30 protein-coding genes are annotated in these 26,185 nt (G+C 56.8%); 4 read left to right on the plus strand and 26 right to left on the minus strand.

What is annotated here, in order from left to right; translation table 11 throughout:
• Window positions 1-3 precede the first annotated feature (3 nt).
• From A9G06_RS11665 to A9G06_RS11690, 6 genes are read right to left on the minus strand one after another with little or no spacing between them, the layout of a single operon-like run.
• Window positions 4-408: a hypothetical protein gene (locus A9G06_RS11665; protein WP_005345842.1), complete on the minus strand. Its 405-nt coding sequence runs from the start codon at window positions 406-408 to the stop codon at window positions 4-6.
• 2 nt (window positions 409-410) lie between these two features.
• Window positions 411-1,991 carry a hypothetical protein gene (locus A9G06_RS11670; protein ID WP_069555342.1) on the minus strand — a complete coding sequence of 527 codons (1,581 nt, stop codon included), beginning with the start codon at window positions 1,989-1,991 and terminating at the stop codon, window positions 411-413.
• Window positions 1,992-1,994: 3 nt separating this feature from the next.
• Window positions 1,995-3,194, minus strand: coding sequence for a hypothetical protein (locus tag A9G06_RS11675; RefSeq protein ID WP_069555343.1), 1,200 nt, complete (start codon window positions 3,192-3,194; stop codon window positions 1,995-1,997).
• Between the two features lie 39 nt (window positions 3,195-3,233).
• Window positions 3,234-6,827: a curculin (mannose-binding) lectin protein gene (locus A9G06_RS11680; protein ID WP_069555344.1), complete on the minus strand. Its 3,594-nt coding sequence runs from the start codon at window positions 6,825-6,827 to the stop codon at window positions 3,234-3,236.
• Complete coding sequence (locus A9G06_RS11685) at window positions 6,824-7,192, minus strand: hypothetical protein (RefSeq protein ID WP_069555345.1); 369 nt, start codon at window positions 7,190-7,192, stop codon at window positions 6,824-6,826. Before A9G06_RS11685 ends, A9G06_RS11680 begins: the two co-directional genes overlap by 4 nt.
• Entirely contained in the window at window positions 7,189-10,032 is a 2,844-nt protein-coding gene (locus A9G06_RS11690; protein ID WP_069555346.1) for a tape measure protein, read from the minus strand. The genes A9G06_RS11685 and A9G06_RS11690 overlap by 4 nt, the downstream gene beginning before the upstream one ends.
• 88 nt (window positions 10,033-10,120) lie before the next feature.
• On the opposite strand from A9G06_RS11690, the gene A9G06_RS11695 reads away from it, so the two are divergent.
• The 3 genes from A9G06_RS11695 to A9G06_RS11705 all read left to right on the plus strand — a co-directional run bounded on the left by A9G06_RS11695 (window position 10,121) and on the right by A9G06_RS11705 (window position 12,585).
• Window positions 10,121-10,882 carry a hypothetical protein gene (locus A9G06_RS11695; RefSeq protein ID WP_139126227.1) on the plus strand — a complete coding sequence of 254 codons (762 nt, stop codon included), beginning with the start codon at window positions 10,121-10,123 and terminating at the stop codon, window positions 10,880-10,882.
• Window positions 10,883-11,097: 215 nt separating this feature from the next.
• Entirely contained in the window at window positions 11,098-11,382 is a 285-nt protein-coding gene (locus A9G06_RS11700) for a hypothetical protein (protein ID WP_069555348.1), read from the plus strand.
• Window positions 11,383-11,601: 219 nt separating this feature from the next.
• Window positions 11,602-12,585, plus strand: a complete 984-nt coding sequence (locus tag A9G06_RS11705; RefSeq protein ID WP_069555349.1) for a putative phage abortive infection protein — start codon at window positions 11,602-11,604, stop codon at window positions 12,583-12,585.
• 53 nt (window positions 12,586-12,638) lie between these two features.
• Here A9G06_RS11705 and A9G06_RS11710 read toward each other — a convergent pair whose 3' ends face one another.
• The 9 genes from A9G06_RS11710 to A9G06_RS21510 form a co-directional block, all read right to left on the minus strand.
• Window positions 12,639-13,388 carry a hypothetical protein gene (locus A9G06_RS11710; RefSeq protein WP_069555350.1) on the minus strand — a complete coding sequence of 250 codons (750 nt, stop codon included), beginning with the start codon at window positions 13,386-13,388 and terminating at the stop codon, window positions 12,639-12,641.
• A complete protein-coding gene (locus tag A9G06_RS11715) occupies window positions 13,388-13,834 on the minus strand; it encodes a hypothetical protein (RefSeq protein ID WP_069555351.1) in 447 nt (148 codons plus the stop codon). Before A9G06_RS11715 ends, A9G06_RS11710 begins: the two co-directional genes overlap by 1 nt.
• Window positions 13,831-14,256: a phage protein Gp36 family protein gene (locus tag A9G06_RS11720; protein WP_005345877.1), complete on the minus strand. Its 426-nt coding sequence runs from the start codon at window positions 14,254-14,256 to the stop codon at window positions 13,831-13,833. The genes A9G06_RS11715 and A9G06_RS11720 overlap by 4 nt, the downstream gene beginning before the upstream one ends.
• A 1-nt stretch (window position 14,257) precedes the next feature.
• Complete coding sequence (locus A9G06_RS11725; protein WP_253182330.1) at window positions 14,258-14,635, minus strand: Rho termination factor N-terminal domain-containing protein; 378 nt, start codon at window positions 14,633-14,635, stop codon at window positions 14,258-14,260.
• 172 nt (window positions 14,636-14,807) lie between these two features.
• Window positions 14,808-15,716, minus strand: coding sequence for a Mu-like prophage major head subunit gpT family protein (locus tag A9G06_RS11730; protein ID WP_069555353.1), 909 nt, complete (start codon window positions 15,714-15,716; stop codon window positions 14,808-14,810).
• 80 nt (window positions 15,717-15,796) lie between these two features.
• Window positions 15,797-17,017: a phage protease gene (locus tag A9G06_RS11735; protein ID WP_069555354.1), complete on the minus strand. Its 1,221-nt coding sequence runs from the start codon at window positions 17,015-17,017 to the stop codon at window positions 15,797-15,799.
• Window positions 17,018-17,049: 32 nt separating this feature from the next.
• Complete coding sequence (locus tag A9G06_RS11740; RefSeq protein ID WP_069555355.1) at window positions 17,050-18,111, minus strand: LPO_1073/Vpar_1526 family protein; 1,062 nt, start codon at window positions 18,109-18,111, stop codon at window positions 17,050-17,052.
• Entirely contained in the window at window positions 18,101-18,292 is a 192-nt protein-coding gene (locus A9G06_RS21505) for a hypothetical protein (protein WP_083243778.1), read from the minus strand. Before A9G06_RS21505 ends, A9G06_RS11740 begins: the two co-directional genes overlap by 11 nt.
• Window positions 18,293-18,493, minus strand: a complete 201-nt coding sequence (locus tag A9G06_RS21510) for a hypothetical protein (protein WP_083243779.1) — start codon at window positions 18,491-18,493, stop codon at window positions 18,293-18,295. It abuts the gene before it with no gap.
• 268 nt (window positions 18,494-18,761) lie between these two features.
• Between A9G06_RS21510 and A9G06_RS11745 the strand changes: the two genes are divergently transcribed.
• Window positions 18,762-19,130, plus strand: a complete 369-nt coding sequence (locus tag A9G06_RS11745; protein WP_069555356.1) for an HNH endonuclease — start codon at window positions 18,762-18,764, stop codon at window positions 19,128-19,130.
• 182 nt (window positions 19,131-19,312) lie between these two features.
• Here A9G06_RS11745 and A9G06_RS11750 read toward each other — a convergent pair whose 3' ends face one another.
• From A9G06_RS11750 to A9G06_RS11800, 11 genes are all read right to left on the minus strand, one after another.
• Window positions 19,313-19,876, minus strand: a complete 564-nt coding sequence (locus A9G06_RS11750; protein WP_069555357.1) for a hypothetical protein — start codon at window positions 19,874-19,876, stop codon at window positions 19,313-19,315.
• Between the two features lie 146 nt (window positions 19,877-20,022).
• Window positions 20,023-20,346, minus strand: coding sequence for a phage virion morphogenesis protein (locus A9G06_RS11755; protein ID WP_069555358.1), 324 nt, complete (start codon window positions 20,344-20,346; stop codon window positions 20,023-20,025).
• Between the two features lie 142 nt (window positions 20,347-20,488).
• Complete coding sequence (locus A9G06_RS11760) at window positions 20,489-21,787, minus strand: DUF935 domain-containing protein (protein WP_069555359.1); 1,299 nt, start codon at window positions 21,785-21,787, stop codon at window positions 20,489-20,491.
• On the minus strand, window positions 21,787-23,340 hold the full coding sequence (locus A9G06_RS11765) for a terminase family protein (protein WP_069555360.1): 1,554 nt from the start codon (window positions 23,338-23,340) through the stop codon (window positions 21,787-21,789). The genes A9G06_RS11760 and A9G06_RS11765 overlap by 1 nt, the downstream gene beginning before the upstream one ends.
• Entirely contained in the window at window positions 23,340-23,915 is a 576-nt protein-coding gene (locus tag A9G06_RS11770) for a DUF3486 family protein (RefSeq protein WP_069555361.1), read from the minus strand. Before A9G06_RS11770 ends, A9G06_RS11765 begins: the two co-directional genes overlap by 1 nt.
• A gap of 2 nt (window positions 23,916-23,917) precedes the next feature.
• Window positions 23,918-24,214, minus strand: coding sequence for a hypothetical protein (locus A9G06_RS11775; RefSeq protein WP_005345917.1), 297 nt, complete (start codon window positions 24,212-24,214; stop codon window positions 23,918-23,920).
• Window positions 24,211-24,525 (minus strand): DUF2730 family protein, encoded by a 315-nt coding sequence (locus tag A9G06_RS11780; protein ID WP_016350122.1) that lies wholly within the window; start codon window positions 24,523-24,525, stop codon window positions 24,211-24,213. The genes A9G06_RS11775 and A9G06_RS11780 overlap by 4 nt, the downstream gene beginning before the upstream one ends.
• The gene (locus A9G06_RS11785; protein WP_069555362.1) at window positions 24,506-24,733 is read right to left on the minus strand and encodes a TraR/DksA C4-type zinc finger protein; all 228 of its coding nucleotides are present in this window, start codon (window positions 24,731-24,733) and stop codon (window positions 24,506-24,508) included. Before A9G06_RS11785 ends, A9G06_RS11780 begins: the two co-directional genes overlap by 20 nt.
• 167 nt (window positions 24,734-24,900) lie before the next feature.
• Window positions 24,901-25,122 (minus strand): hypothetical protein, encoded by a 222-nt coding sequence (locus A9G06_RS11790; protein ID WP_005353373.1) that lies wholly within the window; start codon window positions 25,120-25,122, stop codon window positions 24,901-24,903.
• Window positions 25,115-25,432: a hypothetical protein gene (locus A9G06_RS11795; protein ID WP_069555363.1), complete on the minus strand. Its 318-nt coding sequence runs from the start codon at window positions 25,430-25,432 to the stop codon at window positions 25,115-25,117. The genes A9G06_RS11790 and A9G06_RS11795 overlap by 8 nt, the downstream gene beginning before the upstream one ends.
• Window positions 25,429-26,004: a glycosyl hydrolase 108 family protein gene (locus A9G06_RS11800; protein ID WP_069555364.1), complete on the minus strand. Its 576-nt coding sequence runs from the start codon at window positions 26,002-26,004 to the stop codon at window positions 25,429-25,431. The genes A9G06_RS11795 and A9G06_RS11800 overlap by 4 nt, the downstream gene beginning before the upstream one ends.
• Window positions 26,005-26,185: the final 181 nt, after the last annotated feature.

Below are 26,185 nucleotides of genomic sequence, written 5' to 3' on the forward strand. Positions count from 1 at the left end.
CGGTTACGGTTCAGTGATGGTGGCGGTATTGATGCGGATCAGCGCACCGGCAAAAAACTCCGCTGCGGGCAGCTCCAGATCGGCGCCGCTGCCCGGCACCCCGACATCAAGATCCGCCACAAAGGCCCCATCCCGGTCAACAATGCGCCCCCAGGTGGGTGCGCCGCTGGCGGTGGCCATCTGCTCGGCCAGGGGTTTCAGGGTCAGCACCCCGCCGCTGATCGTCTTGGCGCAAGGGTGGCTGAACGTCAGCGCCACCAGAGCAAGCTGGTCAGTCGTGGCCGCCCCCGGTGCCGGTTTGGTGCCGGTGTAGATGGTCAGCTTGGCACTGGCCCCGCTGCCCGTATCAATGGCCGTGGCCAATAGCTGGGCGCGACTGGTGCGCAGCCCTTCGGCATAGGAGATCATGGTTATTTCCTCTTGAGCGGGGCAATCATGGGGAACGGCTCGGGCGCCACACCACCACCAGGCGGATAGGGTTTTGGCGCCTGATAGTCGGCGGCCACCGCGTTGTAATCGGCAGGGCCATATGCTGGGTCATCCTGGGCAACCACCATATAACGGCGATTCAGCCACAGCAGATCGAACCGATAGACCCCATCCGATGCACGGCTGTAGGTCTCGCCAACCAGCTCGCCATCCTGGGTAAAGCAAAGTACCCGGCGCCGTACTCCCATCCCGCTGATGGTCACCGTACTTTCAATAAACCCCTGCTCCACGTTGCGCATCCCATCGCGGATCCAGAAGTAATCCCGCCCCTTGCAGATCACTCGTTGGCTCATCTGCTGGATACTCAACGGGCCAGGATAAAACGGCGGTTTCCCTTGCCACGCCACATCTTGCGGCAGGAACTGGGCGCGGGTCTCTTGGTTGGCCACGGTAACGGTCATCGGGGTGGTGAACAGCACATAGGTAAACTCGACCTGGAGCGGGACAAATTCAGTCCCAATCCTGGCCAGGCGGTCTCCCGGTTGCAGCTCTATCCATATCTTGTATTGCGTTGAGGCAATGAATTGCGTTGATCGGGCAAACACCTTGGTCTGGTAGTAGCCAAACACTTGCCCATTGATAGCGGCCAAACCGAGATAGGGTGCATCCGCTGGCCCTTGAGTGGTCACCCCGCTGACCGTCAGCACCGCCATACCATTGAGGTAGGCAAGTTTGGCAACCACAGCGCCAGCCGCATCGAACAGCACCCCAGTCTGACCAGGCAAAATCCCCCTGGCCAAGACGTAGGATGGTGCAGTGCCAGAAGCAACCAACCCAACCCCGGATTGATGTTCGATAGCAGCACCGACTGGCAATACCAAATCCGGCTGCAATGCGGTGTACTGCTCTGTCGTCAGCGCCGCAAAGTCCCCATCAAACCCGGCTGGCCCGCCTGCAATGCGCAAATAGGTTTCAGCACGGCAACCGTTGCCACCTGTATAGGTCTCGTAGGAGCGCATATTGCTAAAACGCAGGGTCGTTACCACCGCCATATTGCAGGTCAGGGTAAATGACTGGTTGCGATGCTGACCGCCATCATCGGTATAAATCAGGCTGGTTGGGGTAAAGGTCAGCTCACCATAGGTGCGCGGGTATGCATCTCGCTGGGTGGCTTTAGTCAGGCTGGCAAGGCTTGGGCCGTACCATAGCCCGCTGCGATAGGTGCCATCTGTGCGGGTGCGAAGGGCGGCGACCACATTGCCCGCCGCATCCAGAAACTCCAGATCCATATCGCACAGGTCGTTAGTCCAGCAGGCGTTGGCTGCCCCAATCTTCAACCGATATCCAATGGGCTTGAACGGGATAGACCCACCCCATACGCCGGTATCAGCGGCACCGCTCTTGTTATAGGCATAACGAAACAACCCGATATCGGCGGTATCGCCAAACCAGTCTGCCCATTCCGCCCAACCGGTCGCGGTTACATCAAGCGCGGCATCGTAGGTAATGGTCTGGGCAGCCGATAACATCAGCCACCCTTTTGACGGCAGGAAAGTCGCCATGATTTACCTCCATGGGCCGGTCAGGTCAAAGCCCATCAGGCAGGTCTGCCCAGCGGTATAGTTATTTTCCTCATACCCAACCCTGACAAACCGCAACAACTTGCCAGGCATGGCAGGCAGGTCTTTGAAGTTCTTCCTGTCCCATGCCCCTATGGTGGCGAACGGGCACACCAAACCGGGCAAATAGCCACGCAGATGGTTGCCACTCTCGATCACCATGGTGGGATCCTGGGTCACATAAAAGCCGTTGTCTGGGCCATTGGGAATGTTCAAACCGCTACCGAATCGACCGAATATCCCCTTGATAAACCAGTTGGTGGCACCAAATAGCTGGTGATAAGGCCGGGCAATTACCCTGTGGTTGGCGTTATCAAAATAGGGGTAAAAGTTACCCCAAGCTGCATAGCTAGATGAACCCTGTTGCCAGTTACGCCCCTGCTCATTGGCATTGGTGGTCGGATAGTGGTTAATCACGGCATGATAGCGGTCGCCAGGCCGAACCGAGCGGATATAGCCAAAGCTATACATAAACTGGTAGTTACCTGCCGCATAAGCAGGCATGAAGTAAAACAGCTGGCTATCGCCCATCAGATCCCAACGCCGGTTGGAAAAGCGCCCGGTACAAGGCCAGCGCCACTCCCCAATAGTGGTGTAACTGTTGATATCCACCACATCCTCAACCATCGCCACCTTGGCCAGATAGTTGAAATAGTTTGCCCCCATCCACCCCGAAAACGCCGAATTGTCGATGCGCAGGCTGACATTGCCCGACTCACTGACATTGGTGGGGCGCACGATAAAGATCTTCCCGTCACCGCTCTCATGGGTGATCGTCCAGCCCAGCGGCGCCACCTTCATGGTCATGGCCGCGCCGGAACCGGCAGCACCGGGGTTGCCGCCGTCAATCTCAAACCAGACCTGAGTGGCGGTGACCTGCATCACCCGATGCTCGCCGTTGTAGGCAGCAGGCGATACCCCCTCGACCTGGACAACTGAGTCTTGCAGATAGGCATGCCCACCGGTAAAGGTCGCCACTGCCCACCCCTTGGCGACATCGAAAGCCAGCACGTTGATGGTCAGGGTGCCAAAGCCGGTGACCAGCACCGCCTTGAGCAGCGCCGCCAGGGCGCCCTCTGCGGTATCGCCCAGACTCGGTGCGCCCTGCATCTCGCTTGCAAACCATTTGACCTTGTATTCAGCCATCACTTTTCTCTCCACGGGCAAGGCGCAACGCCTCACCGGTTAACGGTTGACGTTGCCCCTGAGCTGGGCCTCGAAACGGTCGGTATCTACCGCTGCCACCGACTGCAAGATGGTGCGGATAAACCAGATCGGGTAATTGGCGGCGTAGGTGTTGAAGCGCAGCACGTTACCCGCAGCCCACCCGGCCCCCCAGCCACGCCGGTCAAGCCTGAAATAGGGCTGGCCGTTGTTGGGGTTGATGGGGGCAAAGTCGGTATTCACATCCCCCACCGCAATTTGGCCCACATGCTCGCCGACCAAAATAAACGTGGTGGTGGTCTGGAAGATGATGGCCCAGCGCTCTTGCAGGGTGGCCCGGTTGGTCACCACGATCGGAAAATCCGTATCGTTGTATTCCGCCGTGCAGGGGTCGCCAATCAGAAAATCAGACCAGTTGTTTGTCCAGGTGCGCTGGTCGAACAGCGCCCCATAGCGGGCCCACAGGTCACCAATAATGAGGGCGCTGGAGACCAGGGTATCCGCCGCCTCATAGTTGTGACTGAGTGGCCTGGCCAGAGTGATGCGGCCAGAAATCTCCACATCGGTGGCCAGGCTCATATCCTCAATCCGATGAACCACGGTCAGCGGCTCCACATAGCCGGTCAGGTTCAGCGGGCTGGCCAAGGTCACCATCCCGCTGTTCATGTTGACGCTGTAGAGCTGCGGTGAAAGCTCCTTGCCGTTCTTATCCTCCACCCGGCAATAGGCCAACCGTTCGCGCCCGGTGTTGAGCTGCTGCCCTGCCTGTACTCCCATGGGGAAGGCGCTGCGCTTGGTGGAATGCACCACCACGATGTAACCCTTGCGAATGAAGGGCACCCGGCCATCGGATGGCAGGCGCACCGGATCCAGCTTGATCAGATCCGCATCGAGCGGCAGATAGCTATAGACCACCGCATTAAACCGGATGGTGTCAGCCACCACCGACAAGGGGCGCCAGATCTTGCCATCGACCACCATATCGGGGTCAAACCAGGGTTTACCCTCGTTGCCCGCCGCCGTCACCAGTCGGCCAAAGCGTACCGATACCACCCCAGTCTGATAGTCCACCTTGCCGGTTACATCCTGGCTGGTGATGGTGCCATCGCCATTGGCGGTCACCTCAAACCGGCGCCCGTCTGCGGTGTTGCCGCTCAGGTAAAGGCTGGATGGCGCAATGGGGGCTCCCGGCGTCCTGAATGTCACCTCGTCCACCGTCTGAGCCACCAGGCTGGTGACCAGTGAACTCAGGGCAGGCACTGGCACTGCGCCGGGGTTCCAGACCGTGACGGTCGCCTTACCGGTGGCGTAATCCAGTGTCCCGGCCTGCTCACCGGCTCCGGTGGCGGGGTCGATGTTGCGATAAAGGATCCCTTGCCTGTCCACATAGACTGACCCGCCCAGGGCAAAACGCACTGAGTTGGCCAGGATCGCCTCGCCGTTGCGCGGGGTGATATCCAGCACCAGCGGGGTGGCCTTAACAGTGTCCTGGCCTGCTTGGCTTGCATTGTTGCTGCGGTACTCCACCTCGACCCAACCACTGTCGTCCACCGGGAACAGGTAGGCGGCCTGCACATAGTAGATTTCAACCAACGTCCAGCGCTGGCGGGCAATGGTGTTGCCCTGGCCATCGCCATAGGTGCCGATGGTGCGCCACTCATAGCGGGTTTTCGGAATGCCGCCCTGGCCATCCGGCTTGATGGTGATCTGGCCGGTGGTGTAGTTGACGCTGCCCCGCTCTACCCCTGCCGCATCCAGCAGCTTGCCCGCGCCGTTGTCGCGCACACTGATGATCGGGTCACGGGTAGCGATCACCAGTTCGGTGTCGTCCTTCACCTCCTCATAAAGGGCATTCCAGCGTACTGATACCATCCTGGGTGTCAGGTTCTGCTTGGTCAGCTGCAGGGTGATCGTCCCGTCCGGGTTGCGGGCCGGGTAGTCAAATCGTTGGGTGTCCGGGGCGCCGTACTGGTAAACAACCTGGTACTCCTGACCGCCATCGGGCAGGGTTGCCACCCGCAGGGCCAGATCGCCGGTCACATAATTGATGGTGCCGGTGGCATCGCCGGTCAGCTGACCCGCCCCGTTATCGATGGCGGTTTTGGTCGCGCCACCGGCTTGCCAGGTCAGGGTCAGGCTGTTGGGGGTGATCCCCTCATGGGCCAGCTTATGGGTCAGTTGCACCGGATCCAGCACCATGCTGGCGCGGTTGAGGTAAGAGACCTTGGTACCCCAGCTGAACATGATCGCGCTGTTCACATCCGGCAGGGCCCCCAGGGTCAGCACCACAGAGCCGGTGGTGAAGTTGAGCAGGCCAGAGCCATAGGATTTGTCCTGGCCAAACAGCTCCCCGCGCCCGTTGTCTTTCAAGTCGTACCATTTGCCCTGGGCCAGATAGCTGACGGTCAACGAACCGGGGCAAGGGGTGGGCAGCAGGGTCGCGGTGTAGGCATAGCCCCGGTTGTTGGCGGCGATCTGGATCTGGGCCGTGTCAGCGATGCGCGATGGCATCACTGCCGGGCGAAAGCTCACGGTTTTGCTGGTTGCGCCGTAGTTCGGGCACTGGCTGTTAAAGGTCAGCAGGCCGCGCCCGTAGTCGATAGCCCCCACCACGGTACCGACCAAGAACAGCTCGCCGCCCTTGTCGGTGATCACTGCCGCGCCGATGGTGACCGATACACTGCCAGGCATGGCACCAATCCCCAGGAACAGCCCCTGACTGGGGCTGACCGGTGAGGTGGTGGTGAAGGTGTGGGGGCTGCCCACCCCGGACTCCAGCAGAGCGCCCAGCTCACCGGCAGCGGTCAGATCCACCACCGGGGTTTCACTGCGGGCACTGGGTACCAGCTGGGTGAAGATGGTCTTGGCCTGCACCCGCATTGCCCCCAGCGCCGCATCCGCGACCAGCTTGGTGGTCGAAAAGTAGTTGGCGGCATCGGCCACCACGGTTTCCCGCAGGGTGGTCTTGGTGGTTGCCTGGTCATAGGGGCTGGGCTGCTCCCCTTCAAAGGTGTGGCGCAACGGGTCAGTGATCACGCAAGTGACCACGTTGCGGGTGAACTCGCCCTGGTAGCCAGCCACCCCAAACTTTCGCAGCTCGGCGGTTACCCGGTCAACCCGTACATACTGCTCAACCTCGTTCCCCTTCCCTTCGTTGTCGACCAGCACCAGCACCTCCCCGACCTCCGGCAACCGCACCTCAATGCGTTGCAGGATGCGGATCGCCCGCTGCCCTTCCAGCTGGGTATCGTAGAGCACCCCCTGCCACTTCGGGCCTCGGGCCTGATAGCGTTCCAGGGTGTTGCGGGCATTGCCTCTGGTGTCGTTGTGGTCTTTGGTGGTCATCAGCGTCAGGTTGACGCTGGTATCACTGGGCGGCAGCAGCACCATGGCATTGGCGCCATAGTAGGTGTCGGTGTCGTCCGTCTGCACCGCCAGAAACGCTTTGCGCATATTAACTGTGCCATAGGCCCGATCCATGTCGCTGATATCGGGAAACAGGCTGTTATGGTTACCGCTGATGATCTCGCGGCCAGTGATGCGACCACCGCCGTCATCGGTATCAACCAGGCGCTGGCTGGCCAACAGCACGATATCGCCAGAGAGAATGGTCATGGGGTTACCTCAGTCAGATTCAGGGTCAAGGCATAGGGGTCGCCCCCTTCCGGGTCGGCCATCTCGATCAGTGGCATGGCCACCACGCCAGGGCGGCGCCACACCACGGTGCGGGCCACGCCATCGAGCAGGGTCAGCGTCATCAGCCGGGCCACCTGCGCCTCCAGCACCTTGATCTCCTGCACCTTGGCGCGGGCGCAATGCCCGCTCAGGGTCAGCGGCCGCCCCTCGGGTTTGGCGGTCTCCTCCACCAACAGGGCGCCACTCAAGGTCGGGGTCACCACCTGCTCGACCGGCGCCCACTCGAACTCGTCGCGCCAGACCAGATCATCTGGCAGCAGCACGCTATTTAAGGTCACGTTCATTGGCGAAGTCCTTGCTGTTTAAGAAGGGAAATCAGGGCATTCGCATTGGCCTCATCGGCCTGCAGTTCGGCCGCCCCCCCTGCTCCTTTGAGCTCGATGGTGATCCGCTCGGACAAGGGCCTGCGCGTCCCTGGGGTGTTGGTGCTGGGGGTAGATGGCTCTGCTGTTGGGACTGGTGGCTGGGTGGCGGCCTGGTTGGTTTTGGCACTCTCTTTGGCAAGAGCCTTGTCGAGCTCCTCCTTGAGTCGAGCACGCATGGCCTCCATCTCCTTTTGGAACTTCTCGCCGTAATACTTGCTCCACTCGCTATAGGCCGGAATGTCTTTGACCTTCTGGCTGTAGCGGGCAAGCTCATCCTCAACACCAGCCAAGGTATTGGCCAGCCCCTCAGCATTGCCGCGCAGGCTATTGAGATCCACGCTCTTGTAGTAGAAAGAACCGGCATTCACGGTGCGGGTGATATCGCCTCGACCACCGCCCCCGCCGCTACTGGCAAGGCTGGCATTGGTCTGCTTGGCTTCATCCTGAACCCCTTTAAGCCCCGCCCGCATCGCATCGGTGGCCCCCTTGGCCCGTGCGGCGGCCTCGTCAAAACCATCACCAATAGCCGCGACTGCCAGCTTGGCATCGCCACTCCCCCCTTTCACCTTGGCCATGGCATCGGCGGCTATGGCCATGGAGCGGGCCAGCGCATCCCCGGTGATCTTGCCCTGGGCGGCCAGTTGCTTTTGCCGCGCGATCACCGCATCGATCTCGGCGGTGGTCTTGGCGCTGTTGTAGGCGGCGGCCAGCGCCTCCTCGATGGCGGCACTACTGGCCCCCGTGTGCGCCACCAATACATCCAGGGCGCCGATGGTCTTCTGAAAACCCTCACCGATACGGCCATTGGCCTGCTCAAAATCGAGGCCGAGCACCTTAAACGCCTCAGCCAGTTTGGCCGGGCCATCGGCGGCGGTTTGCTTGGCCACCGCATTGATCTCGGCCAGATAGTCACGGGTGCTCTTGGCCTCCGCCCCCAGCGCTTTAACGGCTGCGGCGCCTTGTCGCCAGCTTCCAGTGGCCTCGTCGTAATGCACCTTGCCCTCGGCGACCAGGCGATCAAGATCCGCCATGCTGGTGATGGCGAAACCAAGCTCGGCTGACAGGGCGGCAAACTGGCCATTGAGGCGGGCCTGAGTCTCTGAACGCAGCCCTTGCGCCTCCCGGAGTGCCAGCTCAGCCTGCACCAGCTGACGCAGGGCAGAGGCAAACTGGGTGATCTGGATGATGGACTCGACCGCCACGGCGGCCAGCAGACCCTTGACGGCAGCGCCCAGCACCCTGACCCCTATCGCCGCACCGGCTGCAGCCGTGCCCGCAGTGGTCATGCCGCCTGTTGCTGTCGCGCTCGCCACAGGCATGGCAATAAACTGGGCGTAGAGGCTGCGCAGATCACCAATCCAGCCCGCGATTTTCAGGCCGCCCCATGCCTGGGCCAGCACGGTCAGCGCGGTGCGCCACTCATAGAGGATCTGGATCAGCGACTTGAGGGTTTCCCCCATGGTGATAAAGCCATCGGAGAGGCGCTTGGCCCATGCCTGCAGGCGGCCATCCCTGGCCATCCTGTCGAATTCAGCGTTAAGGTTGGCCAGCTGGTTTTTGAGCCAGGCCAGCGCCCCGTTCTCGGCCACCATCCGGTAAAACTTGCCGAGGTTGTCCTGAGCATTGGAGATAAGCCCGGAGAGCAGACTCATGTTGTCGGCAGCCGCACCGCGCGATTGGGTGGCAATCTCATTCATCAGGGCAGAGATGGTCTCGCGGCCCAGCTTGCCTGCCTCGGAGAGTTTCTGCAGCTCGGCGGTATTCTTGCCAGTCACCTGCTCCAGCATCTGCCAGACCGGCACGCCCCGCTCAATCAACTGCAGGATCTCCTCACCCTGTAGCTTCTGCTTGGCCCAGGCTTGGCCAAGGGCCAGGGAGATGCCCTGCACCTCTTCAAAACCGCCGCCCAATTTGAATGCCTGATCGACAATGCCCTGCATGGCCCCCGCCATGGGGTCGATGCCGAACGCCTTGAGGCGCACGAATACCTGGGTGACTTCACTGAGCTGCAGGGGGGTCTTCTTGGCAAAGTCCTGGATCCAGGCTGACGCCTCTTTGCCACCGGCAATCGATCCCATCACCGCCTTGAGCTGCACATCGAGGCGCTCGGCCTGATCGCCAGTCTGGAACATGGCCATCAGTTGGCTGGTAAGGGTCTGGATACCGAACCAGGTTCCGGCCATGGCCACCAGGCGCCCGGTCAGGCTGCAGATTGCCCCCTGCAAGCCACCGGCCTGTTGACTGCCCAGGCTAAGTTCGCGCCCCAGCCGTTCGGTATGGGCGACACTTTTGGTCAGCTCACGCTGCAGGCGCTGCTGTTCCTGGGCAAGATTCTTGGTGTCGAGCCCGGACTGCTTGAGCCCGGCATGCAGGCGGGTATGACTGGCGGACTGAGCGACCAGCTGGCGCTCCAGCTGCTTGACTTCGGAGGCCAGCAACCGCTCTTGTTCGGCCAGCGCCTTGGCATCGCCACTGCCAGCTTGTTGCTCACGGCGCAACTGCTCCAGCTTGTCACGGCTGAGCACGGTCGCCAGTTCGAGCTGGGTCAGGGCGGCTTTGGAGTCACTGAACTGCTGGATCAGCGCCTGCTGGCGGCTTAACGATTCGAGGCTCTCGGCCAACTGCGCTGTTTCGGCTGCCGTCTCGTCCGAGATTGGGCCCAGCTCCTGCACCTCACCCGCCAAGGCGGCCAGGTCTTCCCGACCGGTGACCTTGGCCGCCAGCTCCAGGGCAAGTTTGAGGGTGGTTGAGGTAGACATGGGGCATTCCGGTCAGATTCAGATATGCCCCATGGTAAAGTACTGGCAAAATAACTAGGTTTCTTACAGCTTACTGCAGAGGACAATAATGAGATTAAACAAAATAAATAACTTTAATGATTTGGTAAAGCAACACCCAATTTTCATATTAATTATGTTATTCACTCTTGCAACATCCCCTTTAATAATTTTCACTCTAATTTTCTGGCAATCCAACATTGATGTTTCTAGAAGTATGAGCGACTGGGCAGACTTTGGCTCTTTCGTTAGCGGAACGATTGGTACGATACTATCATTTTTAGCTTTTTCTGGATTGATATATTCAATCCACTCACAAAGAAAGCAACATATGTTAGATTCAATACTAAATTACATTTCGACATTAAGCATGGATATCGACACAAAAATAAACACACCACTTGAATATGTTTCAGTTATAAATGGCGTCGAGAAAGACATTAAATTGACTGTTGACACAGCCTTATCGTTAAAAGCTGCCGCAGTTGAGTTAAGAGGTAAAGAGCCTGAACTATATGACAGCGAAGATATCGCGACGCTACATGCTGTAAACTCGATTCCGTTAGACATAACTATTAAGATAATGGATATTGGTGTCAACCTTAATTTATTGGCAAAGTCATGGGAGTATTACATAGATAATGGAGGCCATGAAACAGTAATCAATCTAAATAAGATGAAATACTATGACATAGTAATGAACATGCATCTATCTGAGATTAGGTTCGATACCTTGCAGAAAAACTTTAATTTTGATGGAATAAAGAAGTTATATGAAAGTGGAGCCACGTTTGAAAAAACATGGGAATTTGTTTGTAATCCACAAGATTAGACTCATACACATTATCAAAATAAAATACGCCATTGGCAGCTGACTCACATGGAAGAACCCGTGCTGACCATCTGGACAAACTGCTCGCTCTCAATGGGGAAATCCATCGCCTCCTTGGACATTAAGTTAATGAAGCCCTACCTGTCACTTCTGACAGTGGCGAGTGGGCCCAAGCGATCGATACTCAGATTCACTAGAGCAAAGGTACAACATGAATGCATCAATTTGGCGTCTGGCATGAGGGGGGGCAGCACACCATACAAGGGCTGCCGATCCTGAAACATCTACTGCGTACACTTCATGGCGATGTGATGGTGCGTTATGTCTGCCGTGCCGATACGCCTTGCACCTTGTTTCTGACCATCAAGGATGGCGTACCGTATCAGAAGTTCAAAGAGGGTACTCCGCCGCTGGACTGGCAGTGGCTAGAGAACTCCATCCTGCCCCTTTCAGCCTCATCCCAACCACTGGTCATGATTAAGCGGCTGGCATTACGCTAACAACCAAGCTCCGCCCCACCTGATAGCACAAGCTACTTTTCCCAGCCAAAGATACTTTTGTCGCAATGTCCAAGACAATCTTAAAACTTTTTCATTTGAGCATGGGGCATACTGCTCAGATTCAGATATGCCCCATTGTGGATATATGGCAAAATCGGTTTTCTATACCAACCCTCAACAAATGATCCAATTAGATATCCGCCAAAGAAAGGACAGATAATGAATGAGCCTATTATAAACAATAAAAGTCAATGTTTTTTTAATAAACTTAGAGATAAAACTTTCTACAATGTGTTTAAAAAAGCATTGGTCGACAACCAAGACCCTTCCCAGTCTGACGAGTCTCTACTCAGATCTTTGCATCTAATGCTAGTGGTAGGAATTTTTCTATTGCTAATAGCGATAGTAGTTGACCTTGTATTCAATATATTTAGCATAAGCGGAAAATTAGGTGTATTTGGAGATTTCCTTGGAGGGACACTAAATCCGATATTTACACTAATGACATTTTTTGGTGTAATCGTAACCATTGCTCTTCAAAAGCTTGAACTAAGAGCTGCAAGGGAAGAATATAAAAAATCAGCTAATGCACTAGATACGCAAGCTATAGAAAACACTTTTTTCAATATGCTTAACTTACACTATAAAATTACGGAAAATTTAAAGTTCGATGCAGAAGTTTTCATGGAAGCAAACGATCTAACTTTACCGCATTCAAAAAACAATTCACGTAATGGAACAGCCGCATTTTCATTATTTTTTGATATTGCAAAATCGAATTGGCCATATGATATGAAAAGGACCATTGGCATATATAAAGAGCTGCAAAACAATTACAACTATATATTTGGACACTATTTTAGAAATCTATACCAAATAATTAATTTCGTAGCTAAAAATGACAATATAAACCCCACGCAAAAAAAGAAATATTTGAATATGCTTCGAGCTCATCTCTCAAGCGATGAACTTTTCACTCTTTTTATAAACTGCACTGGGAATATGGTGGACAATGGTGAATTCAGAGAACTACTTGTTGAATATAGCTTTCTTGAGCATATGGTTCTGGAATATAATAGCAAAAATGAATCTTATTATTCGCAAGGTGTGCGAATAGCGAATTTGGAGTCGATAACAGAGTTCAAATCAAAAGACCCCACCAAATTAAGCGCCTTTGGAAATAAAATTATTTATTTGCCATAAAAGCGAAAACGGCGGGCCTCCCCGCCGTTTTTCATTCCCCGCCCCTCCTATCATCACACCGTCACCGGCCGATCCACATAGAAGGGGGCGGTTTCACCATCCACGGCCAGTAGCTCCCCCTCCAGCTCGATCTCGATGGGCTTCTCGCTCATAAAGTCCACCGCCTTCTTGGGGGACAAGCTGGCGCGGGGCACCGTCAATTTGATGGCCTCGCCACTGACGATACTGCGACCATCGAGCAGCAGCCGAGCCTTGATCTCCGGCTGGATGTTGCCCGCGATCCGGGTACCGGTCACCGCGTTATAGGTACCGCTGACCGTCAGACTGCCGCCATCGGCTACCGAGCTACCTTTCACCGCTCGCACCAGCCCAAGCGCATAGTTGACCTCGATATCGGTACCAACCACCAGCGCAGTGGCCCCTTCCTTGATAGCCAAGCCAGTAGAGGCAATATTGCTCTTGCCGAGCTGTGCCCACTTCGGCCAGGCGGGCAGAACAACCTGCAGATCTGTCAGCGCCCCGGCCCCCTGATTGATGGGGCTCTCCAGACCCATAAATGCGGCGGCCAGCAGCACGGGTGGGATCTCGGTGGTCTTGATGGTGACCATGGCAGGCTTGGGAATGTGGTAGTTCTCCCGCGCCTGGCCGTATTGCCCCTTGCGCTTGCTTGGAATGGAAATCTTCTGGCTGTCGGGTTTCACTTCCAGGCTATCCACATCGATGGGGCCAATCACCCCGGCCGAGACCCCGTTGGTAAAGGTCTCGATAAAGAGATCCCCTTCCAGGTGCAGTGTTTCGCTCATTATCGCTCTCCTTTGAATTTCACTCGGGTAGTAAAGGCAAGCGGCAAGTAAGCCGCGCCGCCGCTGTAACTGGGTTTAACCGGTGGGGTGACCCGGCGAAAGGTACTGTCACCGCATGCTCGCCCACTGACGGCCTGCAGGATGCGGGCAAGCCACACTCCGGCACTGACCTCCCTTGGGCTGGCGCGATGCACCAGCACCAGCAACCAGAGCTGATCAAAGCTGCTGGCCCTGCCTGACTGGGTACCTTCGCTCTCACGTTCGCCCTGATAGACCACATGCACCGCCGGACTGTGCTGGCCCAGATTGGCGATGGCCGCCACATCGGTGGCCACAAACACTTCCTTGAGCCCCGCAGGTTTGAGGGGGGCGAGCAGCTCACGCAGCCGCTCGCCCGCCTGCAGGTAGTCGAGTTCGGTACCAGACTGGTTGGCGGGTTGGCTCATAGAAAGCCCCCCTTGTCGCGCCCCTGACTCCGGCCAAAGACGCGCCCATCCGACTGCAGTTGAGCCAAGTTCTGGCTCTCCAGGGTGGCCCCATCGGATGCCAACCCCAGCGCCAGCTCCCCCTTGCCAACCGATTTCAGAAAGGCCAGGGCCGCCTCGTTGCGCTTGGCTATCTGCTCCGGGGCCTGTTCACCATAGAGACGGTGACGGGCGATATCGGCGCAGATAGGTACCAGGGCACTCGGGATATGGGCCAGCGGCAAGGGATAGCGACCCGCCAGATAGCCATCGATCAAGGCGCCTGCATCCTGCAGGGCGAGGCGCAAGGCCACCTCGTCCAGTTCACCGGTCGGCGTCATGGCCAGGCGCAGCAACTCGGCTTCACCAAAGCGGATCACCATGTCATTGACGCTGGCATACATATCACTGCTCTCCGTTCTGGCCAGATGACTGCTCATCCTTGACCGGGTATTGCACTTCGGTCGCGGCGATCGCTGTCACCAGTTCGGCCTTCTTGAGCTTGGCCGCCTCCGGGATACCCATCTGCAGCGCCAGCTCGCGCAGCTCATCGACCTTCATCTCGGCCAGCGGCGTGACCTTGCCAGCCTGGGTGGCGTCACTATTCTGGGTGGCAACACCGGCCAGATAGCCCGAACCGGTCAGGACGCCCAGTGTTGCGTCCAGATCCCCAGCCGACGATGGTGCATCACCTGCCTGAAGGCTGGCGTCTTCAGCCAACCGGACGACCACCAGACGCGGGTCGCTCTCCAGGGTCGCGCACTGCTCAGGCGACACAACCATCTCAGACTTGCTCGGTACAATCGGCAGGCCCGCGCGAAAATAGACCTGACGAACTGTTGACGTAATCCCCACTCGAATAGCCAGTTCCATCTCTTGTTCCATCTCATGTTTTCCTCGTCGAATCTGATAGAGAGGCTGTTTAAACCGAGGGTTAAACAGCCACAACACAGGGTTAGAGGTAGTCAGCCACCACCAGCTCCAGCTTGCCTTTCAGCTCGTTGCTGCTGCTGTTTGCCAGCTCTCGCTCCAGCATCTGGGTCGCCAGCTTCTCAAGGGAGGGCGGTACCACCAGCAGAGTGGCCTTCACGCCGAGCTTGCGGCCGCCATCGGCTTGAAACTCCCGCATTTTGGAGAAGGAATCCCACAGGTTGTCGGGGGTCAGCGCCCGCTTGTTGGCAAAGGCCAGCTGCCAGAAACCAAAGCCTGCGGCATCACGGCAATCGACCCCGTAACGGAACTCTTTGCGGGTGAATACCGCCTCGTCATCGACCTTGGTCATGGCAATCAGCTGCGGCGACTTGCGATCCTGGAAGATGACCGGCTTGAGGGCGCGGCTGGTATCGAGCAGGAACCAGGGCTCCCCCTGATAACCGGCATCCACCACCACGTTGGCAGTCAAGACAGGGGTACCTGTGCCATCGGCCTTGGGATAGACCGGGTGATCGGTGTCGAAGAAATACTGCCCGTCATAGCAAGGCGTGGTGAAGCCAGCGCCCAGCAGACCAAAGCAGAGCTCGTCGGGGTGGATCCCCGCCGCCAGACCCATCTCTTGAAACAGGGGGGCATAGATACCCAGCTCGTCATCCTCGATATCGTTGCGATCGACCGCCACGGTGGCCTCGAAGTCTTCGTTGACGATCTGGTAACCGTGCGCCTTCATCGACTCGATCACCCGATCACCGACCCACTTGCGCAGACTGGGGAACTTGCCCAACCAGCCATAGGTGTTGGACTTGGTGGTCGATTTGATCACGGTGGCGATCTTGGTGTACTGGGCAGGTGCTTCACCCTTGGCGTCTTCAAAGTTCTTCTTGAAGCCGGTGAAGAGGGCCTGCAACAGCGCGGGAGTAACAATGGCCATACGGGTGTTCCTTCTCTGGTTAAACAGGTTGGTCTGGCGGTCACGTTCGTCCGATTACGCCGCTGCGCGGCTAAGCGAACCTACCGGCCTTTTGCCTTGGCAAACTCTTCGTAACTGATACCGAGTTGATCGGCGGCATACTTGTCATCTGCCGAGAGCACCGCATTCTCCGCTCGATCGGGCAGGGTCACTTGGGTGGTCTGGCTGGCGGCCAGGGCGGCAATCGCCGGACGGGGCTCCAGCAACGCCTTGAGGGCAGCTACCCCTTTCTGGGCGGCATAGGCGGTCAAATACTCCTCTTCGGCGGCCACCACCTTGCCCTGGGTACGGGCTTCCTTGAGCAAGGTCGCTGCATCTGTGGTCTCGACCTTGGCGCTCAAGGTGGCCACTTCCGTCACCAGGGCGTTATAGGTCTCCACCGGAACATACTTGGCCAGGTCAATCTGGCCACCCTGCCCTGTGGCGACGGTCGCCTTGAGCGCGGCCAGAGAGGTGCGCTCAGCAGTGAGAGCTGCCTCCAACTCCGGCGCGCTCGCAGCGCTAGCCTGCAGGGTATCCAGAGCTGCCAGAGCGGCAGTCCCCTGCTCGGCAGTAAACTGGCCATCGGCACCCGGCTGGATGCCGAGTTTGCCGAGCAGCGCGATCAGGTGTTCGTTCATGGATTTCTCCTGTTGTGCAACATGGGATGAGGTGGCCAGCTGGCCGGGTTGGGTAGACATAAGGCTTGATGCTGGTAACGCACTCAAAGCGGCAAGCGCCTGCATGCCCACCACACCGGGATCATTGGTAATGGCGGTCATCCGCAGTTCCAGCGGGCGGCCCTGGGCGTCATAGGGAAAGACGGCAGAAAGGAATCGGTACTCTTTGGCAGCCACCAGGGCGGCAGCCCGCTCCGTCCAGCGCGGCTTGATAAAGAGGCCCTGCCCTTCGCGCCACTCAATTTCGTCGGCGTTGTACCAACCGGCCGCAGGGGCTGGCTGGCCGTTCTGGTCAGTCTTGAGAGTCTGGTGGTCGTAATCGATCAGGATGTCTTGCCCAAGCGCTTTGGCTCGGGCAATCAGGGCTGCAGCGATCTGCCCGTCCAGTTGCCAGTGACCACTCGCCACATCGAACGGGCGACCATCACGGGCCTTGAACGGGCCGACCGGCAGCAGCTGGTACCAGCCATCGCCTTGAGGAGTGAGTTGCGCATCGAGCACCGCCAGCCGCTCCCCGCTGACGGGGCTGGCTTGGAGGATGGCCACGAAGGGCGCTGAGTATGGGGTCTTGGATATGTTCATGCCGCCATAGTGCGGCGGCATAAAGGGGGATGGGGTTTATGGTGGGTTAATACTTAGTTTTTTAACCACCGTTCTAATGAAAGATTCTTCCCTGTTTTTCGTAATAAATTAGCCTGTGCGATAGCAATGCCGACCGGAGTGATATTGATATGAGAAATCAGAGAATTGTCCCATTTTGAAAAAAGACCTGCTATCAATGGTCTATGTTTAATAAGAAATGCCTTAGCCTCTTCACCATTCATTGTATTGCTGAATAACAACGCACTTAATTTGTCTATGATGAGAGCTGGCAATTCATCATGTTCACATCTACTTATCAAAGCCTGTTTATTTAATGCTGCCAACTGTAAACACATTGGGAACTCATGATGCTCTATGAAGTAATCGTCTGAAATGCCGGTTTCATTTTTAAAGCAGCTAACTTCTTCATGTGACAATCCTTTAGAGAAAACGGCCGCATATCGCTCTCTGTATGAGTTATATAACTGTGGCGCCCTTCCTGTAAACTCTATTGTTGCCACACCTAAATATGCAAGGTGTTCATACATAGAGTTTGTACACTCTAATGCATCGACAAATGACAGCACATGTAGATCAAGATGATTTAAAAATGAATAAAAGTCATTTATTTCGTTATCCATGAGCCTACAAATAACAAAATTAAGCGTCAGTACGTCCATCTGCTCAGATGTTAACTTTGATATTATATTAATTGCTTCATCTAGGACGATTTGATGAATTCCTCGCTCTTCGCTTCCACACCTTTGTACGATCAAATCCAGCAAAATTTTTTTTTGTTTCTCATCACCTGTAATGGCATATTGCTTTTGTGCTGAGTAGATAGAACTTTGAATTGCTGGCTCATTCATCCTTCTCAACAATGAAACATCCATGGATTGTAATTTTTCCAAAAATTCATCGATAAATGCTTCAACTCTGTCTAACGCAATTTTTGCTGCCTGTTCTGACAACTGAATGAAATTTTGCCTGTAAATATCTAAAGCAATATCCTTGGCATCCCGATAAGTTATACCTTGATTTATATTGATATTTTCCGCTTGATAATTGGTACTGTTATTACCCGCCTCCTGCCGTTGAATGCGATCATTTATCATTGGCTTTATGCTCCACGGTAATCGAAGTGCCAGCCTGATAGCTTGTACTGTTATTACCAGACTTTTGTGACTGCTTGAGTTGATTACCAGAGCGAATGAAAAGCCCAACAACGATGGTTAAAATAACCCCACCAACACCACTAAAAAACCACTCTTTATTGGCAATAATCCACTCAACCATTTAAGCCCCCTGACCGACTCTCTTAGCTTCATATGCGTAACTTCTCAGATGAACTTTTGCAGCACTCGTAGGAGACAACCCCCTTAACTCCGTTTTACGCTGTGAACCATCAGGTAGGGTGACCACAAGGGTATCGCCAAAAACCTCATAGCTGGCGCTATATTCAACCCCTTCAACAACAACCGACACTGTATCTTCCATAACCTCTCCAGAGTGGACCTGTTTGCAGCTAGGGTATCATGTTTAGTTTTTTGCGTTAATGACTTTACAGTCATTATAAAACCCGCTATCAATTGACTGCCGCTGTATCGTAAGGTGAGCGGTGTAAGGCTGATCCGGTTGTGCCGGTCAGTACCCGCTCTGAGCCTATACAGGCCGACGGGACTTCAACTTGAACCGAAGTCCGTCCGGCCACCATCCAATCCATACCGTCACGGACTTCAATATCAAACTGATTGAGGTCACGACCATGCGTAACATCGCCAAACAACGCCACCAAGCTGCCGTTCGTCAATCCTTTCACTGCTTCTATTGCGGACTGCCAATGTGGGAAGCCTCCCCTGCCGCACTGATGCAGCAATATCGCCTCACCCCTGCCGAAGCCCGGCTGTTGCAGTGCACGGGGGAACATCTGCAACCACGCAGCAATGGCGGTTCGAACCAGTCCGCCAATATCGTGGCCGCCTGTCGTCACTGCAACGGCACCCGCCACAAAACGCCCAAGGTGCTATCCCCTGAGCAGTATCAGAAAAAGGTGCGGTCACGGGTGGGTAAAGGGAGCTGGTTTCCTAAAGGGATCACCAGCAAGGTCAAGGGGAACAAAACCAATGCTGTTTAAGGCTGTTTAACCGCGCCAATGGCCAACACCTTGCTATCAGGCTGACCATCCACCCTGGCGGGTGATACCAACGCAGTATGGCGCATCACAAGCGCGCAGTCCGAACAGGGCTCCCATGGGGAACCCATTTAATGTGCGATGCCTACCACATCGCACACATTATGCTTGCTTTGCCCAAGAGATTAAGACTCTGACAACCTGTAAGACATTGAGTTACTACCAACTTCAAGAATCTCAATGGTTACACCATCCATCTTTAACTTTTTATCTGCAGGATTAAATTTAAACTCTGCAGTATTAGGTGGTAGTGCATATACTTGCGCCTCTGGTTTTTGATATTGCGTTACAACTGTATTGCTATTTGTTGTACCAACGGCACTGTAATTATTTACATTGAGCGTTGAAAATGAATTAGTGTTTGCCACAACACTATTCCTACCATATCTGGTAAATACACTCTCATTGGATTGAATTTTTACATCTGTAAATCTCAAGACTGCCATACCGTCAGTGTCAAATCCCATAAAACGCAACTCTGACATGCCCTCTTGGACTTTACCTCCATAGATGTCAGCTTTGCCAAATACATTTGGCAAATCGCGAGTCTTGTTTACTGCATAGATTTCACCACCGACATACACAGTCTGAGGTTGATGAAATGCTTTTGAGTAATCCTTATAGTGCTGAATTTGAGCACACCCCGCCAAACTCAACATACTGACAAACAAGAATAATATTTTTTGCATTACAGCTTCGCCTTTATCAATCGTAAATTAATAATGCAATAGCAAGGCAGGAATTAAAATCAAAAGTACGGACTCACACAAGCACCGTACAGGTGGCATTCAGCTTTGTTAGCCCAACAACATTAATGATAATTATGTGTATCAAATTAACGATGCTGGCTCGATGCATCCAAATAAAGACTCAACATTTCCAACACGCTCTGTTTATCCCCTTTTGACAGCCCCAGAGCACGGCGCTCTGGCAAGTGGGTCTCCTCACGCCCGAACTGGTGGGCGGCGCCGTATACCATGGGCGTACCGAAGTAGAGGGTCTGGGGATCGGGCTGGGCAGCCAGCAATTCTGGCAAAGCGCTGACCGCAGCCACACCGTTCCCCTGCTCCAGTGCCGCGAGCCGTGCCAGCAAGCTGGCCAGATAGTCGCTCGCCTCCACCAACCCCACCATATTGAGCACACTCTCGTTATTTGCCATCTGATCCGCCCCCTGACTCTTGTTATGCCAACGACAAACTGATGTTACCTCCCCCTCACCCCAACCCTCTCCCGCAAGGGGAGAGGGGGCTAAAGAAGAGCGGGGGCTAAAGAAGATCGGTCGCTAAAAACAGCAACCGCCATCACCCCTCCCCTTTATCAGCTGGCGGCTTGCTGGCAGACGTAGCGGCGACCAGTTGCGGCTCATCGGGTTCGGCCTGCGGGATCTGCATCTTCTTGTGAGCCCAGTCGAGCGGGATGCGCATGCCACAGGCGGCCAGCTTGGGCAGGCTGTCGGCATAACGGCAGATATCCTCCGGCTCGGTCACATCAAACTCCAGCCGGGGACTACGGCGCGGCCCCTGATAACTCTTGCCGTTCAGGGCATAGAGGGGATAGACCAGATCGCGGGTCAGGGTGGCGGCCAGCTGGCGGAGATCTGCATCCCGTACCTCCTGGCGCACCTCGTTATGGACATTACCCAGAGCATTGGTCGAGCTCTTGCCGTCGGCCTGCGAGGTCAAGGTGCCCCCCAGGATGGCCTTGCTCATGGAGCGCTCGCACCACTCCATCATCACCATAAAGGGATCGGCCTGACCGCTGGCGGCGTTCTGGAACTCAATCTCCATCCCGCGCGGGATAATGCCCCCGGCGTTATGGCCGATGGAGAGCACCGCTTGCAGCAGGGTGGCCTTCTCTTTCTCGGTCGCCCCTTCCGGGTATTTGCCCAGCCGCACCGGCAAGCCGTAGATTTCCAGAAACTCGGCAAGATCCCGCACACTGTAGTTCTTGAACAGGAACGGCCAGACCAGGGTGCGGATAAGGCCGGTGCGGGCCAGATATCCCGATTTGGACTTGGCCTTGTGCAGCAGCCAACCAAACGGGTTGAGGGCAACCCCTGCCTGGCTGCCGTCTCGCAAGCGCAGCTGATTGCGATCGTCGGGGTGGGTCTGGAACCAGGCTGGGTCGCGCCAGACGATGCCCTTGGGGATCTGCAACCCCTCGACCATCTCCCAGCCGCTGAACTCCTGGGCACTGAACCCCTTGAGGATCCCGTCGGTGGCGTCAAAGATGGCATCATCCAACCAGGTGAAGTCCTCCAGCAGCTCCCGGATAAGCTCGGCATCGCGCTTCTCGGCCGGGGTCGCGTTGCGGGGTGGCTCGATTATCCAGCTCACCCCAAGCAGGGCACGGCGGCGTTTGCCGAGCTCGCTCTGCAGGTGGGCATCCTTCTCCTCCATGTCTTCGGCCAGCTCGCACTGGGCGATCAGGCCCCCTTCCTCGGCCTCTTTCAGTGCAGCAGCCGCTTTGCCTGGGGTCAGCCCGATGGTCGGATGATCGCTGTAGTGACGGCGCAGCTGGGCCAACTTGGCATCGTTCTCTGTCTGCGGCTCTTTTTCCAGGCTCATGGCTTTGCCATGGATATCAATGATCCTGCCCATTACCAGGCTCCTCGCTCATATCGGTGATAGTCATCGTTGTTGTCGCTGCCATGGTCATCACGTTTACCTGGTAGTGGGGTGAACTCGATGGCGCCCCCCTCCATCCAGCTGGCCCGCACCGCCATGGCCAAGGCCACCGCAAAGTCACCGTGGCGTTGTTGGCCCCCTTGGCCGGTGTTCTTGCCCTTGTCGATCTTGGGGATGCCGTTGATGACCTGGATTTTCCCCAAGTCATCCTGCACGTCTGCATGGCGCGGGATTGTCAGGTTGCCATCCTCAAACTCCGCCTTGAGCTTGGGCATCCACTCCCGATACCAGGGGTCATTGAGCATCACGCACTCGATCATGCTGGCGCCCCAGCGCAGTCTGGCAGCCTCTGCCAGATAGCCGCCGTTACCGGTGGCATCGAAGGCCGCCGCCGTGAAACGGTGCAACCCCTGCAGCAGGTAGAACAGGATCTGGCGCTGGCTCTCATAGGGGGCATTGACCAGCTCCACCACAAAGGGCACCTGTTTGCGCAAGTTGGTGGCGATGGAGAGCGGCACGAACACCGACAAGTCCCCCTTGCGGGCGAAGTCCTCTCCAAACGCATGGCGGCAACTGCGGTCGAGTGCTTCCAGACAGGGCTTGAGGTTCTCCTCGCACCAGATATCCACCACTGCCTTGCGACTCTCCTCGCTCGAGAGCTCGAAGTCTTTTGGGGCGGTAAAGCGCAGGATGGGGATCTCCGGTTGCATCGCCCGCTCGATCAGGGTGCGCTTGATATAGACGCCGCTGCTCTGCTTGGGTACGCAGAAATACTCCTCAAGGGCATCCTCTTCTGTGGCGGTGGCCTTAAGCAGCCCCGCCTTCCAGGCATCCTCTGCTTCCTGTGTCCAAAGGCCGCCCTTGACCTGGCAGATCCGGCGATAGAGCCCCTGGCGGCAAGCATCGTCCAGGCTGATGGTATGGATGGAATACTCTTTACGGCCCGCTCGGCTGTCGTTGATGAGCTGGTTAAACAGGTTATCGACGCCGTTATGGGTACTGATCAACCGTACCTTGGCGCCCCACATGGTCAGCGCCATGGCGGCCTTCAACACCTCGGCCAGTCGGTCGTGGAAAGCGGCCTCGTCGATGGTCACATTGCCCTGCATCCCCCGCAGGTTGGAGGGGTTGCTGGAGAGCGCCTGCACCTTGAAGCCAGAGGCGAAATAGACCACGAAGGTGAGGATCGCCTTGTCCTCGTCGTCGGTGAATACCTCCTCCTGGATCTCACCGGCCGCCTTGTTGTACGCCTTGGCCCACATGGCCACCGCATCGATAAACTCGCGGGCCATCTCCTTGTTGCTGCCCACATAGAAGTGGTGGCAACCGCCAGCCGTCTTGGTCTTGGATGCCGTCAGAGCCGCGTCAGCCGCCTCCGCCCAGGTGATACCGGTACGGCGGCTCTTCTCGGCAATCTTGAGCGGGCTCTCGTCGGCAATCCAGATGCGCTGGTACGGCAGCAACACCTCGTCGGGGTTGTATTCGGTACCCAGGGTCTGGGCCAACTGCTGGGCGATCGTGCTCATCAGGCAATCCCCAATATTTCACGGCGAATGGCGGCGGCGGCCTCACCACTCAAGCCCGCCTGAGTCACGATGGCTTCGGTCTTGGCGGCGATCTCTTCGGCAAATGCCTGGCGGATCTCTTTCTCCCGCTTATGGCTCTGCATGGCGGTCGATTCGAGCCGCTGAGCCGCCAGCATGGCATTTTTCAGCATGTCGATATCCACCGCCTCCTCCGGGTTCTGCACCTGAGCCAGCATCGCCTTGAACAGCTGGGAGCGGCCCAGCTCCAGAATGAGCTTGGTGGTCTCCCCCATCGGCTTGTCGCCAAGCTGGGAGGTCAAGGCGGCCGTGGTTTCGCGCAAATCCCGCAGGTGCTGGCCGACCTGTTCAACCTGGCTGGCATGACGGCTTAACCCGGAGCGGGAGAGCTTGAGATCATCGGGCAGCCCCGCCTCCTCGATCAGGCCGTTGATCTCATCCAGGATGGCGGCCTGACTGTTGCCCTTATCCCGCAGCATCTCGTTGAGCGCGTTGCGGATGGACTCAGGCAGCAGCCACACCTTGCTGGCGCGGCCTCGGGTCGGTTTCTCGGCCATGCTTAATCCTCCGCTCGGGGCTTCTTGACGCCGGGCACAGTTGCCCGGCCCTCTGCCGCGTCCTGGCCCCGACCGGTCAAGTGAGCCACCTGCACCGTGGCCAGTCGCTCGATGCGCACCAGCCCCTGCTCTTCCAGCCAGGCCAGCAGGGTCTTCACCCGATCCCGCGTCACCCGGCCGGTTCCCAGCTGGTCGAGGCAGTCATTGAGGATTGACTCGTTGGCGGCACCACCGATATCCAGCAGGGAGCGCAGGATCACCAGTCGCTGCTGGGCGTCCAATATTTGTTGAATGCTCATGGCTTCTCCTTCTGTACGGCGGCGAGCTCATTTTCCAATAGCAGATCGGCAAGGCGACGGGCTTGGCGCAGCTCCGGCTTCACCTCCCGCAACTCCCCCCGCAATTCGCTTATCTCCAACTGCAACTTGTGCAGCTCACGCTCGCTCGGCAGATCAGCCAGTACCTGCTCCACCCGCTGGACTCTCTGCACCAGGGCCGTGAGGTCTTCGCGCTTGGCGTAAGTCTTGGAGAGCAAGATGATGACCACCAGACCCACCAGGCTGGCCAACGCATAGAGCGGCCCCCAGTTCTTAACGATGAATTCCCACACGGGTCGCCTCCTTGCGCTCATACAGGGTCTGGCACTCGATACAGCGCTCGGCACCAGGCTCGGCGGCAAGGCGGGAGGGCGGGATGGCTTCGTCACAATCGCAGCAGATACCATCGCCGTGTGGCCTTGCCCTGTTCTGGTGGGCTTCGATAATGCGCCCAGTCCGATCGGCATCGGCCAGCTGGGCGCGGTCTATATGGTCTGTCACATGACCTCTCCCGGAGCCCATCCCATTAGGCTATTTCACTTGCCATTTTGGCCCTGGGCAGTGCTCGAAAGCCTCACGTACTGCGTGTACGCTGCGGTTTCTGCGCGCTGTCCGAGACCAAACTGGCTGCGCCAATAACGCCCACTGGAACAGGCTCAAACAGTGTTTTAACGGACGGTATGGGTCGCCTTGATCCGGCCCCAGATGGCGAGCAGGCCACCCACCGCACTGGCCAGATCCACCAAGGTGGATGCCAAGCTGGCTTGGGTACCCGCATCGACCGGCACACCGAACAGGCCCGCAATACCGGCCCCCACGGCAATCACACCACCGATCACGGTGCGACTTTTGAAGGCAGACTTCGCTTGAGGTAACAGGGAATCAGGCATGATGGGCTTCCTTCTTTTTGGGTTGAAACAACGGAGGTTGGGAATGACGGGCACGGGCCCGCAGGCGATCCAGTTCGGTCACCGAACGCCACCCTTTCTCGAACAGGGATTGACGGGTCTTGTGGTGGCTATAGAGCGGGATCGCCTTCGGGTCAGCGATCTGATTGGCCAGAGCGGCCTTGAGATGGGCTTTGCGCCCATCCTTGAAGCAAGCGAGATAACGGGGGTTCTTGAGCTCAGGAATGCCAAAGCAGCCCGCAGCCTGGATCGCGGCCGCCGCCTGCTGTTGCTTGATGGTCAGCACGCTCATGCCACCACCTCGCCAACCACGTCGGAAAGGAGGTAGCTCTGCAGACGCAGCAGCCGGTTGATCCAGCCATCGGCATTGGCCCATTGGCTCGGGTCTTTGCGCACAATCCCGTGCATAAAGCTGGCCCGTTGCATCATCAGCGCCAGCAGGAATGAGATCTCCCCCTTGGCGCCCAGTTGCTGCTTGAGCCTGCCAATCGACAGCGGGCCAAGGCGGCCATCTGCCATCACCCCCAAGACCTGCTGCAGCTGTTTGATGGCGCGTTTCGGCCCGTGATGCACCGCTGCATCAAACACGGCGATAGAGAGGGCCGGGCTTAAGCTGGCGATCAGGTCACAGCAGGCGGGCGCCCAGTAGTTCTGGCGGTAAAATGGCTCGGTATGGGCCGGAGTCAGATCACCGATAGCAATATCGGGTACCCCATCCCGATCGAGGTCGGCCATGCCGTCCTTCTTGCCATCGGTGGCATCGGCGATGCCGTACTTGGTATGGCCACCACGGTCAGCGTGAGCGTTGACTTCGCCCCCTTCCACATCGGGACGAAGCAGCCATTTAAGTGCGAGTGATAACATAAAGGCCCCTCGGTGAACTGCGTTATCAGCAGCGTACCGAGGGGCCTCTATGGCATGGGTTTATGGTGGGTTAGTGGGAATTTTGTATATATCCGGTCGCATCTGTTGTTTTATCGAAGGGGGCAAGTGTGATAGCGTCTTTCATATGTCAATATGACTGGGCAAAGTAAAAATACAGTCT

The organism is Aeromonas sp. DNP9 (genome assembly GCF_001728955.1).
GTDB classification, from domain to species: domain Bacteria; phylum Pseudomonadota; class Gammaproteobacteria; order Enterobacterales; family Aeromonadaceae; genus Aeromonas; species Aeromonas veronii.

Excerpts from the sequence above, each read along its gene's own strand:
- A9G06_RS11665 (WP_005345842.1), bottom strand. The coding sequence starts at position 408 with ATGATCTCCTATGCCGAAGGGCTGCGCACCAGTCGCGCCCAGCTATTG.
- A9G06_RS11670 (WP_069555342.1), bottom strand. The coding sequence starts at position 1,991 with ATGGCGACTTTCCTGCCGTCAAAAGGGTGGCTGATGTTATCGGCTGCC.
- A9G06_RS11675 (WP_069555343.1), bottom strand. The coding sequence starts at position 3,194 with ATGGCTGAATACAAGGTCAAATGGTTTGCAAGCGAGATGCAGGGCGCA.
- A9G06_RS11680 (WP_069555344.1), bottom strand. The coding sequence starts at position 6,827 with ATGACCATTCTCTCTGGCGATATCGTGCTGTTGGCCAGCCAGCGCCTG.
- A9G06_RS11685 (WP_069555345.1), bottom strand. The coding sequence starts at position 7,192 with ATGAACGTGACCTTAAATAGCGTGCTGCTGCCAGATGATCTGGTCTGG.
- A9G06_RS11690 (WP_069555346.1), bottom strand. The coding sequence starts at position 10,032 with ATGTCTACCTCAACCACCCTCAAACTTGCCCTGGAGCTGGCGGCCAAG.
- A9G06_RS11695 (WP_139126227.1), top strand. The coding sequence starts at position 10,121 with ATGAGATTAAACAAAATAAATAACTTTAATGATTTGGTAAAGCAACAC.
- A9G06_RS11700 (WP_069555348.1), top strand. The coding sequence starts at position 11,098 with ATGCATCAATTTGGCGTCTGGCATGAGGGGGGGCAGCACACCATACAA.
- A9G06_RS11705 (WP_069555349.1), top strand. The coding sequence starts at position 11,602 with ATGAATGAGCCTATTATAAACAATAAAAGTCAATGTTTTTTTAATAAA.
- A9G06_RS11710 (WP_069555350.1), bottom strand. The coding sequence starts at position 13,388 with ATGAGCGAAACACTGCACCTGGAAGGGGATCTCTTTATCGAGACCTTT.
- A9G06_RS11715 (WP_069555351.1), bottom strand. The coding sequence starts at position 13,834 with ATGAGCCAACCCGCCAACCAGTCTGGTACCGAACTCGACTACCTGCAG.
- A9G06_RS11720 (WP_005345877.1), bottom strand. The coding sequence starts at position 14,256 with ATGTATGCCAGCGTCAATGACATGGTGATCCGCTTTGGTGAAGCCGAG.
- A9G06_RS11725 (WP_253182330.1), bottom strand. The coding sequence starts at position 14,635 with ATGGTTGTGTCGCCTGAGCAGTGCGCGACCCTGGAGAGCGACCCGCGT.
- A9G06_RS11730 (WP_069555353.1), bottom strand. The coding sequence starts at position 15,716 with ATGGCCATTGTTACTCCCGCGCTGTTGCAGGCCCTCTTCACCGGCTTC.
- A9G06_RS11735 (WP_069555354.1), bottom strand. The coding sequence starts at position 17,017 with ATGCCGCCGCACTATGGCGGCATGAACATATCCAAGACCCCATACTCA.
- A9G06_RS11740 (WP_069555355.1), bottom strand. The coding sequence starts at position 18,111 with ATGATAAATGATCGCATTCAACGGCAGGAGGCGGGTAATAACAGTACC.
- A9G06_RS21505 (WP_083243778.1), bottom strand. The coding sequence starts at position 18,292 with ATGGTTGAGTGGATTATTGCCAATAAAGAGTGGTTTTTTAGTGGTGTT.
- A9G06_RS21510 (WP_083243779.1), bottom strand. The coding sequence starts at position 18,493 with ATGGAAGATACAGTGTCGGTTGTTGTTGAAGGGGTTGAATATAGCGCC.
- A9G06_RS11745 (WP_069555356.1), top strand. The coding sequence starts at position 18,762 with ATGCGTAACATCGCCAAACAACGCCACCAAGCTGCCGTTCGTCAATCC.
- A9G06_RS11750 (WP_069555357.1), bottom strand. The coding sequence starts at position 19,876 with ATGCAAAAAATATTATTCTTGTTTGTCAGTATGTTGAGTTTGGCGGGG.
- A9G06_RS11755 (WP_069555358.1), bottom strand. The coding sequence starts at position 20,346 with ATGGCAAATAACGAGAGTGTGCTCAATATGGTGGGGTTGGTGGAGGCG.
- A9G06_RS11760 (WP_069555359.1), bottom strand. The coding sequence starts at position 21,787 with ATGGGCAGGATCATTGATATCCATGGCAAAGCCATGAGCCTGGAAAAA.
- A9G06_RS11765 (WP_069555360.1), bottom strand. The coding sequence starts at position 23,340 with ATGAGCACGATCGCCCAGCAGTTGGCCCAGACCCTGGGTACCGAATAC.
- A9G06_RS11770 (WP_069555361.1), bottom strand. The coding sequence starts at position 23,915 with ATGGCCGAGAAACCGACCCGAGGCCGCGCCAGCAAGGTGTGGCTGCTG.
- A9G06_RS11775 (WP_005345917.1), bottom strand. The coding sequence starts at position 24,214 with ATGAGCATTCAACAAATATTGGACGCCCAGCAGCGACTGGTGATCCTG.
- A9G06_RS11790 (WP_005353373.1), bottom strand. The coding sequence starts at position 25,122 with ATGCCTGATTCCCTGTTACCTCAAGCGAAGTCTGCCTTCAAAAGTCGC.
- A9G06_RS11795 (WP_069555363.1), bottom strand. The coding sequence starts at position 25,432 with ATGAGCGTGCTGACCATCAAGCAACAGCAGGCGGCGGCCGCGATCCAG.
- A9G06_RS11800 (WP_069555364.1), bottom strand. The coding sequence starts at position 26,004 with ATGTTATCACTCGCACTTAAATGGCTGCTTCGTCCCGATGTGGAAGGG.